The organism is Gordonia sp. (in: high G+C Gram-positive bacteria), from assembly GCF_047602025.1.
Taxonomy (GTDB): domain Bacteria; phylum Actinomycetota; class Actinomycetes; order Mycobacteriales; family Mycobacteriaceae; genus Gordonia.
In genome coordinates, this window is the sequence record NZ_JASGII010000001.1 from 2,284,289 (window position 1) to 2,300,731 (window position 16,443).

Sequence of the window (16,443 nt, forward strand, 5' to 3'; positions counted from 1 at the left end):
TCAGGCCTCCTCGCCGGCCGCGGCGGTGGCCCGCTCCCGCAGCGTGCCCAGGACCTCGCCCAGGGCGTCCGGTCCGGCCGCGGCAAGGTTCGGCGACAGGGCGAACAGCGCGGTGACGAGTGCCGAGTCGGGATCCGGGATCGCCGCCTGCATGGCTGTGGACGAGGTGATCAGGTCGGCAAAGGTGACATCGGCACCGTGACCGTCGACGGCGATCGCCTCCGGCGCCTGCTCCGCCGCCGCGGTGACCAGATCGGGCAACGACCGCAGCACGGCGGCTTCGGAGACCACGGAAACCTGTGATTCGGGGTCGTCGATCGGCAGATCGGCGATGGGACGATCGGGGTCCTCGGCAATCGCCGCCAGGAGCCGGCCCATCCGCTCCGCCAGCAATTCGACGGTGGTGCGCTCGAACAGCGCCGTCGCGTAGTTGAACTCGGCTCGGACGACGTCGCCGGACGCGTCGTCGCCGAAGGGGTGCCGACCGGGGAAGACGGCCAGCTGGATGTCGACCTTGGCCGGGTCGACGCCCGGGTTGAGCGGCTCGACTGTCAGGCCGTCGAGGCTGACCTCCGGGATCTCCATGTTCTGGAACCAGAGCATGGCCTGGAAGACGGGGTTCATCCCCGCGCCGGGGCGGATGCCCAACTCGTTCACGACCGACTCGAAGGCGACGTCGGCGTGCGCCATGTCCTTCAGGTCCTCCTCCTTGACCCGCGCGAGCAGGTCGGTGAAGGTCTCGCCCGGGTCGAGTCTGGTGCGCAGCGCGAGGGAGTTCACGAACATCCCCACGATGCTCTCCAGGTCGTTGGCCGAGCGACCCGCGTAGGGGATGCCGATGACGATGTCCTGCTGCCCGCTCAACCGGCCGAGGAGCACCGCGAACGCCGCATGCACGACCATGAACGCGGTCGCCCCGTGCTCGTGGCCGATCTCGTCGAGTCGCTGCATCGTCGCCCGCGCGATGTCGAAGCCGACGACATCCCCGTCGAACGACTGGGTCGGCGGCCGCGGCCGATCGGTGGGCAGGCCCAGCGACGACGGTGCGTCGGCGAGCCGCTCGCGCCAGTACGCCAGTTGCCGCTGCCGCTCGGTGGAGTCCTCGGCGGCCTGCTCGAGCCGGTCCTGCTGCCACAGCGCAAAGTCGGCGTAGGCGACGCCGAGCGGCTCCCACTGCGGCTCACCGCCCTGGGCGCGCGCCGAGTAGGCGGACATGAAGTCGACGGCCAGCGGCCACAGCGAGACGCCGTCGGCGTTGATGTGGTGGACGACGATCACGATCACGTGCTCGGTGTCGCTGACCGAGAACATCGCGAACCGGAACGGCGCCCGGTCGGTGATGTCGAATCCCGCGGCCGCGACGTCGGCGACGGCATCGGTCACCTGGCCGGCGACGGGCCGGGCGTCCAGGGTGAGCTGGGCCAACACGTCCTCGACGCCGCTGATGGCCTGCACCGGGTCGCCGTCGACCATCGGGTAGTAGGTGCGCAGCGCCTCCTGCCGCGCCAACAGGTCGCCGACGGCGTGCTGCAGCGCGGTCCGGTCGAGGTCGCCGCTCACCCGGAACGCGAACGGCATGTTGTAGACCGGCGAATCGGGGTCGGCCCGGTTGAGCAACCACATGCCGCGCTGGACCTCGGAGACCGGGATGCGCTCGGGTCGCGGATCGACCTTGGCGATGGGCGCCGCCGACGGCGCCGAGTCGTCGACCGATTCCACCAGCCCCCGCACCGTCGGGTTCGCGAACAGGTCGCGCACGGTGAGGTTGGCGCCGAGGATCTCCCCGAGCGCGGGCACGGCGCGCATCGCGGCCAACGAGTCGCCGCCGGCGTCGAAGAACGACTCGGTGACGCCGAGCCGGGGCAGGCTCAGCGCCTTGGCCAACACGTCGGCGACGGCCTTCTCGGCCGGCGACTCGGGCGCGACGTACGCCACCGACATCAGGTCGAGGTTGGGCGCGGGCAGTGCCTTGCGGTCGAGCTTGCCGGCCGAGTTCGTCGGGAACTCGTCGAGCGGCACCACCGCGCCGGGGACCATGTGGCCGGGCAGGCTGCGGCGGCACTCCTCGACGAGCCGGGTCGGGAGCGTGCTCACGTCCGCGCCGGCCGCGGGTTTCACATACGCGACGAGCATCGGCGACGGGCCGTCCTCGTTCACGACGACCGTCGCGGAATCGACGTCGGCGTGTTCGGCCAGCACGACCTCGATCTCGCCCAACTCGACGCGTTGCCCGCGGATCTTCACCTGGTGGTCCGAGCGGCCCAGGTATTCGAGGTTGCCCTCGGTGTTCCAGCGGACGACGTCGCCGGTGCGGTAGAGCCGCTCCCCCGATCCGAACGGGTCGGCGACGAAGCGGTGCGCGGTGCGATCGGTCTCGCCGAAGTAGCCGTAGGCCAACTGCGGGCCGGACAGGTACAGCTCGCCGGCCACCCCGACCGGGACGCGTCGCAGTCGCTGATCGAGCACCCGGACCGAGGTGCCGGGGACCGGGTGGCCGATCGGGATCATGCGATCGCCCGGGCGGACGACGTACTCGGTGACCTCGACCGCCGCCTCGGTCGGCCCGTACAGGTTCACCATCTCGGCCTTGGTGTTCTCGACGACCTGTGCCGCGGTCGTCGCGGGCAGCGCCTCGCCCGAGGCGATCACGCGGCGCACGCTCGGCGCCATCACCGGATCGCCGTGGGCGGTTTCCGTCGCGATGAAGACGTCGAGCATTGACGGGACGAAGTGCACGCTCGTCACCTTGTGCTTGGCGATGGTCTCGCGCAGATAGTCCGGGTCGCGGTGCCCGTCGGCGCGCGCAATCATCATCGTCGCGCCGACCTGCAGCGGCGCGACGAGTTCGGGCAGCGAGACGTCGAAGGTGAACGGAGTCTTGTAGAGGACGACGTCCTCCTCGGTCAGCGGGTAGCGCTGGTGCCCCCACGCCATGCGGCGCGAGATCGCGTCGTGGCTGACCTCGACGCCCTTGGGGTTGCCCGTGGAACCGGAGGTGAACAGCACGTAGGCCGGCATCGCCGGGGTCGGCGGCGCGGGCAGCGGTGGCAGCTCGGCCCCGTCGGGGACGGAGGTGTCGAACCCGATGTCCGCCAGCAAGTCGCGGGAGACGACCAGACTCGGCTGCGATACGTCGACGACGCGCCGCTGGCGCCGCTCCGGCTGCTCGATGTCGACCGGCACATAGGCGGCGCCCAGGGTCCACACCGCGTAGATGGCCAGCACCTGCTCGACCGACCGCGGCAGCTCGATCGCCACCCGGTCGCCGCGCCGCACGCCCTCGGCGGCGAGCCGCTGGGCGAGGTCGCGGCGCAGGAAGTCGGTCTCGCGGTAGGTCCACGACCGCTCGTCGTCGACGAGGGCGATCGCCTCCGGCGCCGCGTCCGCCATGGCGGTGAACGGTTCGAGGATGTGCGCGCCGATCGGATGCACCAGGTCGGGTCCGCGCTCCAGGTCGCGGACCTCGTCGTCCTCCTCCGCCTGCAGCAGCGGGACGTCGGCGACGGTCCGGTCCAGGTCGGCGTACAGGCTTTCGGTGAACCGCAGCAGGCGGTCGACGTGCTCGTCGATCTCGGCCTGCGTGTAGAGGCTGGAGTTGGCCAGGATGTCCACCGACATGGGCGCGCCGGGCACCGACTGGTAGAGGTTGACCGCCATGTCCTCGATGACGCCCGTGGACAGGATCTCGTAGTCGAGGGTCGCGCCCTCGATGACGAGGTCGCGGAAGAACATCATGTTGATGAGCGGGCCGAAGTACATGTTCCGCGAGTCCAGGCCGCCCTCACGGCGGATGTCCTCCGAGCGATAGCGCTGATGGGCCAGCGCGCCGAGCAGCTCGACCTTGGACCGCTCGGCCAGCTCGCGCACCTCGGTGTGCGCGATGTGCTTGAACCGGATCGGCAGGATGTTCGACAGCATGCCGGCCGCGCGGCGGATCTCCTTGGTCGTGCGACCGGTGACCGGCAGGCTGAGCACGACGTCGTCGGAGTCGGCCATGCGGGACAGGAACGCGGCGACCGCCGCGGTCAGCAGGGCGGCCGGCAGCGTGTCGAGCTCGGTGGCCAGGCCGTCGAGGCGCTGCTGCAGCTGCGGGGCGAGCGGACGGCGCACGTGCAGGGTCTCGGCGGAGACGACCACGCCGGTCGTGCGCGCGAGGCTGACCGGCTCGGGCATCTCGCCGATCCGCTCGGCCCAGTGGTCGCGGTCCGCGCGACGCTCGTCGCCCCGGGTGTATTCGGTGTCGTACGCGACGATGTCGGCGAGCACCGCACCCGGATTGTCGTCGGGCAGCTTGCCGGCGCGGATGTCGGCGTAGCGCTGCAGGGTGCGGCGCATGGCCGTATTCGCGCCGATGCCGTCACACACCAGGTGGTGGCTGCGCATGTACCAGATCGTGCGCTCGTCGGACAGGCGCAGCAGGCCCACCTTGACCAGCTGGTCGGTCAGGACGTCGACCGGGCGACGGTAGTCCTCGTCCATCCAGGCCCGCGCGGCGAGCTGGGGGATCCCCCGGTCGCGGAAGTCGACGATGGTGGTCAGCTCCGGGTAGTCCGGGTCGGCGTACTGCATCGGTTCGCCGTCGACGACGGTGAACCGCACCTTGAACGCACCCATCTGGGTGGCGACGGTGTCGCTGCACTCGGCGAGCAGGTCGATGTCGAGGCCGCCGGGCGCGTGGCGGATGTCGACGAAGTGCGCGATGTTGACCGAGTAGTCGTCGGACATCTGCTCGGCGAACCAGATTCCGCGCTGCGGAGCGGTCAGCGGAAAGAGTTCCCGTCCGCTCGCGTCCACGCGACTTCCGGTCAGGCTCGCCGCGCTGTTGTCCCGACCCAACTCGTAGCTCACCCCTTCCGGCGAATCGCGCTGTCCCACGGTCCGCTCTCAGGTGTCGTCGACGACGTGCCGCGGGATGATTCTCGGCATACCTGAGAGGCGCACACTTGCCCGGACCCGACCTTTGTGCGCGCCTACCAGTTTATCGTTCCCATCGTCTCATGCCGTTACGCGTGATTCGAATCTCCGACGGGCCGCCGCGGCGTGAGTCGGAACACTGTTTCCGCACGTCGGCGGGCCTGCCGGGGCTGGCCGAGCGCGGGGGTGCCGCCATGGGCCAGAATGGAGCCCATGGCCGCATCCTTCGCCGAAACCGCCCGCTCGGACTACGTCAGTCTGACCACGTTCACCAAGGACGGCCGACCCAAGCCGACCGCGGTGTGGATCGCCCCGTCGACGGCCGACGACGGCACCTTCTGGGTGATCTCGCAGAAGTCGGCGTGGAAGGTCAAACGCATACGCAACACCCCGCGTGTGACGATCGCCAAGTGCGACGTCCGCGGCAACGTCAAGGGCGATGCCGTCGAGGCCCGGGCGCGACTGCTCGACCCGTCGCAGACCAAGGCCGTGTACGACGCCATCAACCGCCGCTACGGCGTGATCGGCCGGGCCTTCTCGCTGTTCTCCCGACTGCGCGGCGGCATCACGTCGAACATCGGGATCGAACTGTCCGCGGCCTGACTGAATTGACCGACTCCGTCCGTTAGGCTGACTCCGCTATGACAGAAACCGAATCGCGGCAGATCTCGCCGCGCCACCCGGCCCAGGAATCCTTCGTCCGATTCATCGGCTCGTCCATCTTCATCAGCCGCTGGCTGCAGGCGCCGCTCTACATCGGCCTGATCGTCGCGCAGGCGGTCTACGTGGTGGTGTTCTGGAAGGAATTGGCCCACCTCGTCACCGACTTCGGCTCGCTGTCCGAAGAGAAGGTCATGCTGATCGTGCTCGGCCTGGTCGACGTGGTCATGATCGCAAACCTGCTGATCATGGTCATCATCGGCGGCTACGAGACCTTCGTCTCGCGCATCGGCATGGAGAGCCACCCCGACAAGCCGGAATGGCTCTCGCACGTCAACCCGAACGTGCTCAAGGTGAAGCTGGCGATGTCGATCATCGGCATCTCCTCGATCCACCTGCTCAAGTCGTTCATCGAGGCCGGCACCATCGTCGACGGGCCGCACGGCAACGACAAGCTCATGTGGCAGACGATCATCCACATGGCCTTCATCGCATCGGCGATCGGCCTGGCCTACGTCGACTGGATCTCGGCCAAGGCCGCCGCCCTCAACCACGACACCACCGGTACCGGCGACCAGCTCTGACCCGGACCGCAAACGAACCGCGGCCCGCCTCCCCCGAGGGGGAAGCGGGCCGCGGCTTTGTCTCGCGTGAGGCGGGAGGGGCCTACTTGGCCTTCTCCAGCACCTCCACCAGGCGCCAGCGCTTGGTGGCGCTGAGCGGGCGGGTCTCCATCAGACGCACGCGGTCGCCGACGCCGGCGTCCCCGTTCTCGTCGTGGGCCTTCACCTTGCTGGTGGTGCGGATGATCTTGCCGTACAGCGGGTGGGACTTGCGGTCCTCCAGCTCGACGACGATCGTCTTCTGCATCTTGTCGCTGACCACGTAGCCGATCCGCTCCTTGCGGCTGGCCCGGGTCTCCTCGGTGGTGGTCACGTCTTTCTTGTCCTTACTCATGCGTCCGCCTCCGGGCCGCCCGCGAGGCCGAGCTCGCGCTCGCGCAGGACGGTGTAGATGCGGGCGATCTCACGACGCACGACGCGCAACCGGCGGTTGTTGTCGAGCGAACCGGTCGCCGTCTGGAACCGAAGGTTGAACAACTCTTCCTTCGACTCCTTGAGGCGGTTGATCAGCTCGGCGTCGTCGAGCTCGCGCAGCTCGGCAGCGGCAGTTCCCAGTGCCATCAGAAGCGCTCCTCTCGCGTCACGATACGGGTCTTGATCGGGAGCTTGTGCTGCGCGCGACGCAGGGCCTCGCGAGCAATCTCCTCGTTGGGGTAGGTCATCTCGAACAGCACGCGGCCCGGCTTCACCGGGGCCACCCACCACTCCGGCGAACCCTTACCGGAACCCATGCGGGTCTCGGCGGGCTTCTTGGTCAGCGGGCGGTCGGGGAAGATGTTGATCCACACCTTGCCGCCACGCTTGATGTGCCGGTTGATGGCGATACGAGCGGACTCGATCTGCCGGTTGGTGATGTACGCACCCTCGAGCGCCTGGATGCCGTAGTCGCCGAAGGTCACCTTGGTGCCACCGGAGGCCCGGCCCTTGAGGCTGGGGTGGTGCTGCTTGCGGTGTTTAACCCGACGCGGGATCAACATGGCTAGCTCTCCTGCTTCTCTTGCTCGGGCGCAGCCTCGACGACGACCGTCTCTTCGACGACGACGTCGACCGGAGCCTCGGCGGCGGCGGCCTCAGCCGCGCGACCCGCCTCGGTGCTGGTGCCCGTGGTGCCCGAGGCACCGCTGCGACGCGGCGACTTCGGACGGCGTGCGCGACGATCGTCGCCCGCCGGCGCAGCAGCGGCCTCGGCCAGCTCCTGACGGCCGCCGACGACGTCGCCCTTGTAGATCCAGACCTTCACGCCGATACGGCCGAAGGTGGTCTTGGCCTCGTACAGGCCGTAGTCGATCTTCGCGCGCAGGGTGTGCAGCGGCACACGGCCTTCGCGGTAGAACTCGCTACGGCTCATCTCGGCGCCGCCGAGGCGGCCCGAGCACTGGACGCGGATGCCCTTGACGTTCGGCTGGCGCATGGCCGACTGGATGGCCTTGCGCATCGCGCGACGGAACGCCACGCGGTTGCTCAGCTGCTCGGCGATGCCCTGGGCCACGAGCTGGGCCTCGGACTCGGCGTTCTTGACCTCGAGGATGTTCAGCTGCACCTGCTTGCCGGTGAGCTTCTCCAGCTCGCCGCGGATGCGGTCTGCCTCGGCGCCACGACGGCCGATGACGATGCCCGGACGCGCGGTGAAGATGTCGACGCGGACGCGGTCACGCGTGCGCTCGATCTTCACGTTGGCGATGCCGGCGCGCTCGAGCCCCGTCGAGAGGAGCTTGCGAATCGCGACGTCTTCCTTCACGTAGTCCGCGTACTGCTTGTCGGCGTACCACTTCGAGTTCCAGTCGGTGGTGATACCCAGACGGAAGCCGTGCGGGTTGATTTTCTGACCCACTACTGGGCTCCCTTCTTGGCCTGGCGCGACCGGCCACGACCGCCGGCGGCGGCTGCGTCGGCAACACTCTCGACGATCACGGTGATGTGGGCGGTGCGCTTCCGGATGCGGAAGGCGCGGCCCTGGGCGCGCGGCTGGAACCGCTTCATGGTCGGGCCCTCGTCGGCGAACGCCTCGGCGACGCGCAGGGTCCGGCGATCCAGATCCTGGTTGTTCTCGGCGTTGGCGACGGCGGACTCGAGCACCTTGTAGATCGGCTCGCTGGCGGCCTGCGGCGCGAAGCGCAGGATGTCCAGCGCCTCGTCCACGTTCTTGCCGCGGATCAGCGCGAGCACACGGCGCGCCTTCATGGGCGTCGTGCGCGCGAACCGGGCGGTGGCCCGGGCCTGCGGGTTGTCAGTCTTAGTAGTCATGATTACCGGCGCTTCGCTTTCCGGTCATCCTTGATGTGACCTTTGAACGTACGGGTCGGGGCGAACTCGCCCAGCTTGTGGCCGACCATGTTCTCCGAGACGAACACCGGGACGTGCTTGCGACCGTCGTGGACGGCGAAGGTGTGACCGATGAAGTCGGGGATGATGGTCGAGCGGCGCGACCAGGTCTTGATGACCTGCTTGGTGCCCTTCTCGTTCTGGGCGTCCACCTTCGCGAGGAGGTGGTCGTCGACGAACGGGCCCTTCTTGAGGCTGCGTGGCATTCTCTAACTCCCTCCTGTTATCGCTTGTTCTTGCCGGTGCGACGGCGCCGGACGATGAGCTTGTCGCTCGCCTTGTTCTTACGGGTGCGGCCCTCGGGCTTGCCCCACGGGCTGACCGGGTGACGGCCGCCGGAGGTCTTACCCTCACCACCGCCGTGCGGGTGGTCGACCGGGTTCATGACGACACCGCGGACGGTCGGGCGCTTGCCCTTCCACCGCATGCGGCCGGCCTTGCCCCAGTTGATGTTGCTCTGCTCGGCGTTGCCGACCTCGCCGACGCTGGCGCGGCAGCGCACGTCGACGCGACGGATCTCACCCGACGGCATGCGCAGGGTCGCGTACGGACCCTCCTTGCCGAGGAGCTGGATCGACGCGCCGGCGCTGCGGGCCATCTTGGCGCCGCCACCGGGACGCAGCTCGACCGCGTGGATGACGGTACCGGTCGGGATGTTGCGCAGCGGCAGGTTGTTGCCCGGCTTGATGTCGGCGTTCGGGCCGCTCTCGACGATGTCGCCCTGCTTCAGACCCTTCGGCGCGATGATGTAGCGCTTCTCGCCGTCCAGGTAGTGCAGCAGCGCGATGCGCGCGGTGCGGTTCGGGTCGTACTCGATGTGCGCGACCTTGGCGTTGACGCCGTCCTTGTCGTTGCGACGGAAGTCGATCAACCGGTAGGCGCGCTTGTGGCCGCCACCCTTGTGGCGGGTGGTGATGCGGCCGTGCGCGTTGCGACCACCGCGGCCGTGCAGCGGGCGGACCAGCGACTTCTCCGGGTGATCACGGGTGATCTCGGCGAAGTCCGATCCGCTCGAGCCACGGCGGCCCGGCGTCGTCGGCTTGTACTTACGAATTGCCATGAGTCAAAGTCCTCTACTCGTCTTCGGGGCGGCCGCTCAGGCGCCCGCGTTCCCGAAGATCTCGATCGGCTTGCTGCCTTCGGCCAGGGTCACGATCGCGCGCTTGGTCGACTTGCGCTGGCCGAAGCCGCCGCGGGAGCGCTTGCGCTTGCCCTGACGGTTGGCCGTGTTCACGCTCGCCACCTTCACGTCGAAGATCTTCTCGATAGCGATCTTGATCTCGGTCTTGTTGGACGTCGGCGCCACCAGGAAGGTGTAGACGTTGTCCTCGATCAGCCCGTAGGCCTTCTCCGAGATCACCGGCGCCAGGATGATGTCACGCGGATCTGCGTGGGTAGCCATGCCTAGGCCTCCTCTTTCTCGCGCTGGTCGCCCTCGATGAAAGCGTTCAGCGTCTCGACGGTGAACACGACCTCGTCGGAGTCCAGCACGTCGTACGTGTTGAGCTGATCCGGCGCGATCGGTGCGACGTTGCCGAGGTTGGCAACGCTGCGCCAGGCCGCGTCGTCCTCGCGCGAGAGCACGACGAGGAACTTGCGACGGTCGCTCAGCTGCTCCAGGAAGGTCCGCGCCGACTTGGTCGACGGGGTCTGTCCGGCGACCAGCTCGGTGACGACGTGGATGCGGTCGTTGCGCGCCCGGTCCGAGAGGGCACCGCGCAGGGCGGCGGCCTTCATCTTCTTGGGGGTGCGCTGGCTGTAGTCGCGCGGCTTCGGGCCGTGGACCGTGCCACCGCCGGCGAACTGCGGTGCGCGGGTCGAACCCTGACGCGCCCGGCCGGTGCCCTTCTGGCGGTACGGCTTGGCGCCACCGCCGCGGACCTCGCCACGGGTCTTGGTCGAGTGCGTGCCCTGGCGCGCGGCGGCCAGCTGGGCCGTCACGACCTGGTGCATCAGCGCGATGTTCGCCGGAGCGTCGAAGATCTCGGCGGGGAGATCGACGGTGCCCTTGCCCTTGCCGTCGGCAGTCTTGACCGACAGCTTCAGGTTGGCCTCGCCGACCTTCTTGGCCGGGGTCTTCTTGGCAGCCGGAGCAGCAGCCTTCTTCGCCGCGGCGGCCTTCTTGGCCGGAGCGGCCTTCTTGGCAGCCGGAGCGGCGGCCGACTTGGTCGCAGCAGCCTTCTTGGCCGGGGCGGCCTTCTTGGCGGCAGCGGGCTTGTCGGCGGCCTTCTTGGCCGGAGCCTTCTTGGCAGCGGTCTTCTTGGCTGCGGTCTTCTTGGCCGGAGCCTTCTTGTCGTCGTCGCTCACTTGGCCGCACCACCCTTCACGGCGTCACGCACGACCACGATGCCGCCCTTGCGGCCGGGGATCGCGCCCTTGATCAACAGCAGACCGGCCTCGGCGTCCACCTTGTGGACGGTGAGGTTCTGCGTGGTCACTTTGTCGTTACCCATGCGGCCGGCCATGCGCATGCCCTTGAACACGCGGCCCGGGGTGGCACAGCCACCGATCGAGCCCGGCGCGCGGTGCACGCGGTGCGCACCGTGGCTGGCACCCAGGCCGGCGAAGCCGTGGCGCTTCATGACGCCGGCAAAGCCCTTGCCCTTGGAGGTGCCGGTCACGTCGACCTTGGTGCCCTCGGCGAACAGCTCGGCGGTCAGCTCCTGACCGACCTCGAACTCGCTCGCGTCGTTGACCCGGATCTCCGCGAGGTGGCGGCGCGGCGTCACGCCGGCCTTGCTGAACTGGCCGGCGACCGGCTTGTTCACCTTGCGGGGGTCGATGGCGCCGTAGGCGAGCTGGACGGCCGTGTAGCCGTCGCGCTCCGGGGTACGGATCTGGGTGATCACGTTCGGCCCGGCCTGGATAACGGTCACCGGGACAACCCGGTTGTTCTCGTCAAACACCTGGGTCATGCCGAGCTTGGTGCCCAACAGACCCTTCGTGCTGCTCTGATTCGTCATTGCTCGAATCCCCCGCTTACTGGATGTTCACGTCGACGCTCGCCGGCAGGTCGATGCGCATGAGCGCGTCCACCGTCTTCGGCGTCGGGTCGAGGATGTCGATGAGTCGCTTGTGGGTGCGCATCTCGAAGTGCTCGCGGCTGTCCTTGTACTTGTGCGGCGAGCGGATGACGCAGTACACGTTTTTCTCGGTGGGCAACGGCACCGGGCCGACAATCCGTGCACCCGTACGGGTCACGGTCTCCACGATCTTGCGCGCCGATGCGTCGATCGCCTCGTGGTCGTAGGCCTTGAGCCTGATGCGGATCTTCTGTCCCGCCACGCTGGTCCTCTTCCGTCAGTTGTTCTCGACAGACGAACGCACGCGTGTGGGCACCGGCAACTCGGCGATCACAGTCCTCGGCAACAAAGCCCGGGGATCGACGCTGTTCATCTGTCGTTGTACGTGTCGCCGGTGAGATCGGCGACGGGTCTTGCCATCCGGTCCACGCGGTCGGGCGTGTCGGGCCGCGGACGATGGTTGTCCGCGCGTTTCACGCTCGATCCCCGCCTTGGACTCGAAGATCGGCTACCGGGATCGAGGCCGCAGTGAACCGCGCCGCCCGATCAAGGCAACCCGACAAGTATGCACCACCGCGCGACCCAATCCAAATCGCGGTCCACGGCGTCACCGCAGGTCCCGCCGGAAGCGAGTCCGGCATACCGGACCTGGCTGTTCTATCGTGACAGCATGCCCGCCAACGACGCCGCCGGCGCCCCCAGCCCGTTCCCCTCGCTCGCCAATTTCCGGGACCTCGGCCACTGGGTCGGCGACGGCGAGCGCGTGGTGCGCCCGGCGACGCTGTACCGCGCCAACGACTTCGTCGGATTGACCGACGACGACCACGCCGGACTCGTCGAGCTGGGGCTGCGGACCGTCGTCGACCTGCGCACCGAGACCGAGCGCACCGGCAACCCCGATCCGACGTTCCCCGGTACCGCCGAAGTCGTCCTGGACGTCCTCGAGGGCGCCAACTCGATGCAGGTGCCCGCCAACCTCGGAAAGGTGCTGTCGGACCCGGCGGTCGTGAACCAGATGTCGGCGGAGTTCTCCACGGACAAGGCACACGAACTGATGAGCGCCACCTACCGCGAGTTCATCACCCTCGACAGCGCCAACCACGCGTTCGGGGCCTTCTACAAGGAACTCCTGGCCGGCGAACTCACCCCCGTGCTGTTCCACTGCACGACCGGCAAGGACCGCACCGGGTGGGCGGCCGCCTCGTTCTTGAGCCTCATGGGCGTGGCCCGCGACGACGTCTATCGCGACTACCTGCTCACCAACGACCGCCTGCTCCCCGCGCTCGCGCCGGTGTTCGACAAGTTCGCCGCGGTCGGCGGGGATCCGGCCCTGCTGCGCCCGCTGCTCGGCGTCGAGGCCCGGTACCTCGACGCCGCCTTCGCGGAGATGGAGAAGACACACGGCACGCTTGAGCGCTACTTCGCCGACGCACTCGGCATCGACTCCGCCGGCCAGGAGGAGTTGCGCGCACGGTTCCTGGTCGACGCCTGATTCCGCCCGCCGGCCACGGTCGGCGGCGTACCGTCTGGCGCACCAGCCCCCACCGCAAGGAGTACCCGTGACTCATCGACGGATCGCGCTCTTGGCCGCGCCCCTTCTCGCCGGTTCCCTCGTCCTCGCGCCGGCAATCGTCGCGGCGGCTCCGTACTCCGGTCCGCAGCCCGGCCAACCCGGGCCCGACTACGGCTACACCAATCCCAACAACCCGTACGGCTACGGCCCCGGTTACCACCGGTCGCCGATGCACCCGGGTCCGGTCATCCCCCCGAAGCACAAGCGGCCCCACCAGCACCGGGCTCCGCAATGGTTCCGCGGACGCGGCTGCGGATTCATCGGCACGCGCTATCACCTGCGGTCGAACCCTCGGGTCTCCCGCTGCATCCAGCCGTGGGAGCCGACGCCCCGCTGAGCGGCCGTCGGGCGTCGTGTCCGTTTTGCCCTACCTGGTAGTTCCTTGTGAGGTCTGTGGCGATTCGTTGTGGATTGTCGCGGCGGACTAGGCACGGTCGAATCCCTCGCATAGCGTTCCCTCTCGGTGTCCCGGGGATTCCCGGGGCCTTCCGAGACCAAAGGAAGCAACAGATGTTCCAGAAGCGTATTGCGCTGATCGCAGCGCCCCTGATCGCCGGCGCCGTGCTGACGGCCCCCGCGGTGGCGATGGCCGCCCCGGGCGACAACGGCCCGGGCACCAGCCAGGGCGACCGCGGCGGCGATCGCGGTGGCCAGCAGGGCGACCGCGGCGGCGATCGCGGTGGCCAGCAGGGCGACCGCGGCGGCGACCGTGGCGGCCAGCAGGGCGACCGTGGCGGAGATCGCGGTGGCGACCGTGGCGGCGATCGCGGCCAGCAGGGCAACCGAGGTGGCCAGCACGGTGATCGCGGTGGCGACCGCGGCCAGCACGGCCCCCGTGGCAACGACCACCGGGGTCCCCGTGGGAACGACGGCCACCGCGGCCACGGTCCCCGTGACCAGCGCGGCCCGGGCTACGACAACCGTGGCGGTCGCGACCACTACGACGGTCACCGCGGCCCGCGGTACGGCGGCAAGTGGATCCGCACGCACCAGCGTTGCGGCTTCATGTGGCGCGGCACCAAGTACATCAACCGCTACAACGGGCGCCCCATCTGCGTGCGCCCCGGGCAGTACCCGCCGCGCTAGTCTCTGACGCCATCCGGCCGCGACCTCGACAAGGGGTCGCGGCCGGATGTGTTTCGATCGACTCGGGAACTCACGCGGCCGCTGCGTCGTTACCCGAGTTCGGGCTCTGCGGCCGACGCCGCTTCGACGACGAGGACACGCCATGACCTTCACTCCCGCTCCCCCGGTGCCCCCCACGCTGCCGCCGCAGCCATCGGAGACCGCCATCGGCCGCAGCACCGTCGACCGTTCCCCGATTCCGCGGGCAACGCTCATCGCCGCGCTGATCGCCGGCATCGTCGGCGCGATCTGCTGGCGCATCGGCGAGCTCGGCATCGGCACCACGATCACCGGCCTGACCGTCCTCGCCGCGGTGATCGGCACGGCGCCGGAAGCGTTTCGCCGCGACGAGCGCTCCTACTGGGTTCCCCTGACCGTCGGCATCGCCGGCCTCCTCATCGTCCCGTCGGTTCTCGACGCCGATTGGGTCCGCGGCCTGTGCCTGTTCGTCGCGGTCTGCGCGGGCCTGCTCCTCTTCGTCCGGGCCCACAACCTCACCGGGGTGGCCGTCGCCGCATTCGCACCGTTCGTCGCACCTTTCTTCGCGGTCGCGGAGCCATTCCGCCGCCGCTCGGCCCCCGAGGCCGGGAAGGCCGGCTCGCCGTCGGCGCCGACGATGTCGCGCACCCGGCGCACGCTCCTCATCGGGGCGGTGAGCGCCGTGACGCTGCTCTTGCTGCTGGTCTTCGGCGCCCTGTTCGCCGGCGCCGATCCGACGTTCGGCAAGCTGTTCGACTTCGACTGGAACTTCTCCATCTCCGGCGAGCTCGTCGCCGCGCTCTTCGCGGGCCTGTTCATCGCGTGGGTGAGCTTGACCGGCTCGGTCCTCGCGCACGCACAATTCAGCTACCCCGAGAGCGCCCGCCGCCGTTACCCGCCGGTGTGGACCTGGGCGGTGCCGATCGGCGCGGTCCTGGCGCTGTTCGTCCTGTTCCTGGGCATGCAGGCGCGCGCGATGTTCGGCGGCGACGACTACGTCCAGCGCACCGCGAACCTCAGCTACTCGCAGTACGCGGTCCGCGGCTTCTGGCAGCTGCTCGTCGTCACCCTGCTGGTCATCCTGGTGGCCACCGTCGCGTGGTGGTTCATCGACGCCGACGACGCGCGCCACCGCCGGGCCGCCCGACTGCTGCTCGGCGGGCTCTGCGCGGCGACCCTGCTCGTCGTCGTATCGGCCTTCGGCCGCATGGAGCGCTACATCAACGCCTACGGCGCCACGCGCGATCGCGTCTTCGGCCTGTACTTCGAGGTGTTCCTGGCCGCGGTGATCATCGCCATCATGGTTGTCGGCATCCGGTTCGACGCGCGGCCGCTCGTGCGCCGGGTCATCCTTCTGACGGTCTTCTCCGCGCTCGGCCTGGCGCTGCTCAACCCGGATCGGATGATCGCCAAGACCAACGTCGACCGGGCCATCGCCGCTCCCGACGCGACGCCGAAGGTCGACGACTGGTACCTCGGCAGCCTGTCGGCGGACGCCTACGGCCAGCTGCAGCGCCTGCCCGAGCCGGCCAAGGCCTGCGCGACCTGGCGCTTCCACCGTCGGTATCAGGCGACGCACTCCTGGCGGTCGTCGAATCTCTCCCTGCACCGCGTGCCGCGGCAGCAGGTTCCCGATCAGGGCCCGGGCGACTGCGGTAGCTTCAGCTACTGAGCCGTCGAACTTACCGTGGAGTAAGATCAACCCCATGGCTAAAGCGAACCCGCGCCCGAGCGCGACCTACAAGATGCGTCGGCGGCTGCCGAAGAACGCGATCGGCAACGCACTGTTCTCCGTCGGCATGGTCGCCAAGGTGCCCTACTTCGGCACCATCCTGCCGCTGGTCACCGAGATGGAACCCGGCTACTGCAAGGTGACCGCGCCGAACTGGAAGGGCGTGCACAACCACATCGGCACCTTCCATGCGATCGCCGCGTGCAACCTCGCCGAGACCGCGATGGGCATGCTGATGGAGGCCACGACGCCGACGTCGCACCGATGGATTCCCAAGGCGATGAACACCAAGTACCTCGCGAAGGCCGAGACCCGGCTGACCGCCGAGGCGCGCCTGGCCGACGACATCGACTGGGACAAGGTCACCGAGGGGCAAGACGTCGTCGTCACCGTCGCCGTCCGCGACACCGCGGGCAACGAAGTCGTGCACTGCGACATCACCACCTGGGTCACGCCCGCCTGACCGATTCGACAAACCCGCAACGCTTCGCC

19 protein-coding genes are annotated in these 16,443 nt (G+C 68.9%); 7 read left to right on the forward strand and 12 right to left on the reverse strand.

The annotated features are described in order from the left end of the window. Entirely contained in the window at window positions 1-4,794 is a 4,794-nt protein-coding gene (locus QM728_RS11385) for an amino acid adenylation domain-containing protein (protein ID WP_415032122.1), read from the reverse strand. A 333-nt stretch (window positions 4,795-5,127) separates the two neighbouring features. Here QM728_RS11385 and QM728_RS11390 point away from each other — a divergent pair, with 333 nt between their 5' ends. Both QM728_RS11390 and QM728_RS11395 read left to right on the forward strand, forming a co-directional pair. After that, the gene (locus QM728_RS11390) at window positions 5,128-5,517 is read left to right on the forward strand and encodes a PPOX class F420-dependent oxidoreductase (protein ID WP_415032123.1); all 390 of its coding nucleotides are present in this window, start codon (window positions 5,128-5,130) and stop codon (window positions 5,515-5,517) included. 38 nt (window positions 5,518-5,555) lie between these two features. Then, a complete protein-coding gene (locus QM728_RS11395; RefSeq protein WP_415032124.1) occupies window positions 5,556-6,158 on the forward strand; it encodes a TIGR00645 family protein in 603 nt (200 codons plus the stop codon). An 82-nt stretch (window positions 6,159-6,240) separates the two neighbouring features. Here the strand turns inward: QM728_RS11395 and rpsQ are convergent, their stop codons facing one another. The 11 genes from rpsQ to rpsJ form a co-directional block, all read right to left on the reverse strand. Beyond that, window positions 6,241-6,531 carry a 30S ribosomal protein S17 gene (gene rpsQ, locus QM728_RS11400; protein ID WP_415032125.1) on the reverse strand — a complete coding sequence of 97 codons (291 nt, stop codon included), beginning with the start codon at window positions 6,529-6,531 and terminating at the stop codon, window positions 6,241-6,243. Continuing rightward, window positions 6,528-6,758, reverse strand: coding sequence for a 50S ribosomal protein L29 (rpmC, locus tag QM728_RS11405; protein ID WP_415032126.1), 231 nt, complete (start codon window positions 6,756-6,758; stop codon window positions 6,528-6,530). The genes rpsQ and rpmC overlap by 4 nt, the downstream gene beginning before the upstream one ends. After that, window positions 6,758-7,174, reverse strand: a complete 417-nt coding sequence (gene rplP / locus QM728_RS11410; protein ID WP_007320503.1) for a 50S ribosomal protein L16 — start codon at window positions 7,172-7,174, stop codon at window positions 6,758-6,760. Before rplP ends, rpmC begins: the two co-directional genes overlap by 1 nt. Window positions 7,175-7,176: 2 nt before the next feature. After that, window positions 7,177-8,028, reverse strand: coding sequence for a 30S ribosomal protein S3 (rpsC, locus tag QM728_RS11415; protein ID WP_415032127.1), 852 nt, complete (start codon window positions 8,026-8,028; stop codon window positions 7,177-7,179). Next, entirely contained in the window at window positions 8,028-8,441 is a 414-nt protein-coding gene (rplV, locus tag QM728_RS11420; protein ID WP_415032128.1) for a 50S ribosomal protein L22, read from the reverse strand. The genes rpsC and rplV overlap by 1 nt, the downstream gene beginning before the upstream one ends. 2 nt (window positions 8,442-8,443) lie before the next feature. Next, on the reverse strand, window positions 8,444-8,725 hold the full coding sequence (rpsS, locus tag QM728_RS11425; RefSeq protein ID WP_415032129.1) for a 30S ribosomal protein S19: 282 nt from the start codon (window positions 8,723-8,725) through the stop codon (window positions 8,444-8,446). A 17-nt stretch (window positions 8,726-8,742) separates the two neighbouring features. Next, window positions 8,743-9,579, reverse strand: a complete 837-nt coding sequence (gene rplB / locus QM728_RS11430) for a 50S ribosomal protein L2 (protein WP_415032130.1) — start codon at window positions 9,577-9,579, stop codon at window positions 8,743-8,745. Between the two features lie 36 nt (window positions 9,580-9,615). Then, window positions 9,616-9,921, reverse strand: coding sequence for a 50S ribosomal protein L23 (rplW, locus tag QM728_RS11435; protein ID WP_415032131.1), 306 nt, complete (start codon window positions 9,919-9,921; stop codon window positions 9,616-9,618). 2 nt (window positions 9,922-9,923) lie between these two features. Then, a complete protein-coding gene (gene rplD, locus QM728_RS11440; protein WP_415032888.1) occupies window positions 9,924-10,565 on the reverse strand; it encodes a 50S ribosomal protein L4 in 642 nt (213 codons plus the stop codon). Window positions 10,566-10,822: 257 nt separating this feature from the next. Continuing rightward, window positions 10,823-11,482 (reverse strand): 50S ribosomal protein L3, encoded by a 660-nt coding sequence (gene rplC / locus QM728_RS11445; protein WP_415032132.1) that lies wholly within the window; start codon window positions 11,480-11,482, stop codon window positions 10,823-10,825. A 16-nt stretch (window positions 11,483-11,498) separates the two neighbouring features. Beyond that, on the reverse strand, window positions 11,499-11,804 hold the full coding sequence (gene rpsJ / locus QM728_RS11450; RefSeq protein WP_007318892.1) for a 30S ribosomal protein S10: 306 nt from the start codon (window positions 11,802-11,804) through the stop codon (window positions 11,499-11,501). Window positions 11,805-12,212: 408 nt separating this feature from the next. On the opposite strand from rpsJ, the gene QM728_RS11455 reads away from it, so the two are divergent. From QM728_RS11455 to QM728_RS11475, 5 genes are all read left to right on the forward strand, one after another. After that, window positions 12,213-13,034 carry a tyrosine-protein phosphatase gene (locus tag QM728_RS11455; RefSeq protein WP_415032133.1) on the forward strand — a complete coding sequence of 274 codons (822 nt, stop codon included), beginning with the start codon at window positions 12,213-12,215 and terminating at the stop codon, window positions 13,032-13,034. Window positions 13,035-13,101: 67 nt separating this feature from the next. Next, window positions 13,102-13,452: a hypothetical protein gene (locus tag QM728_RS11460; RefSeq protein WP_415032134.1), complete on the forward strand. Its 351-nt coding sequence runs from the start codon at window positions 13,102-13,104 to the stop codon at window positions 13,450-13,452. A gap of 173 nt (window positions 13,453-13,625) precedes the next feature. Then, window positions 13,626-14,201, forward strand: coding sequence for a hypothetical protein (locus QM728_RS11465; protein WP_415032135.1), 576 nt, complete (start codon window positions 13,626-13,628; stop codon window positions 14,199-14,201). A gap of 142 nt (window positions 14,202-14,343) precedes the next feature. Continuing rightward, on the forward strand, window positions 14,344-15,891 hold the full coding sequence (locus QM728_RS11470; RefSeq protein WP_415032136.1) for a DUF4153 domain-containing protein: 1,548 nt from the start codon (window positions 14,344-14,346) through the stop codon (window positions 15,889-15,891). Between the two features lie 34 nt (window positions 15,892-15,925). Continuing rightward, entirely contained in the window at window positions 15,926-16,414 is a 489-nt protein-coding gene (locus QM728_RS11475) for a hotdog fold domain-containing protein (RefSeq protein ID WP_415032137.1), read from the forward strand. Window positions 16,415-16,443: the final 29 nt, after the last annotated feature.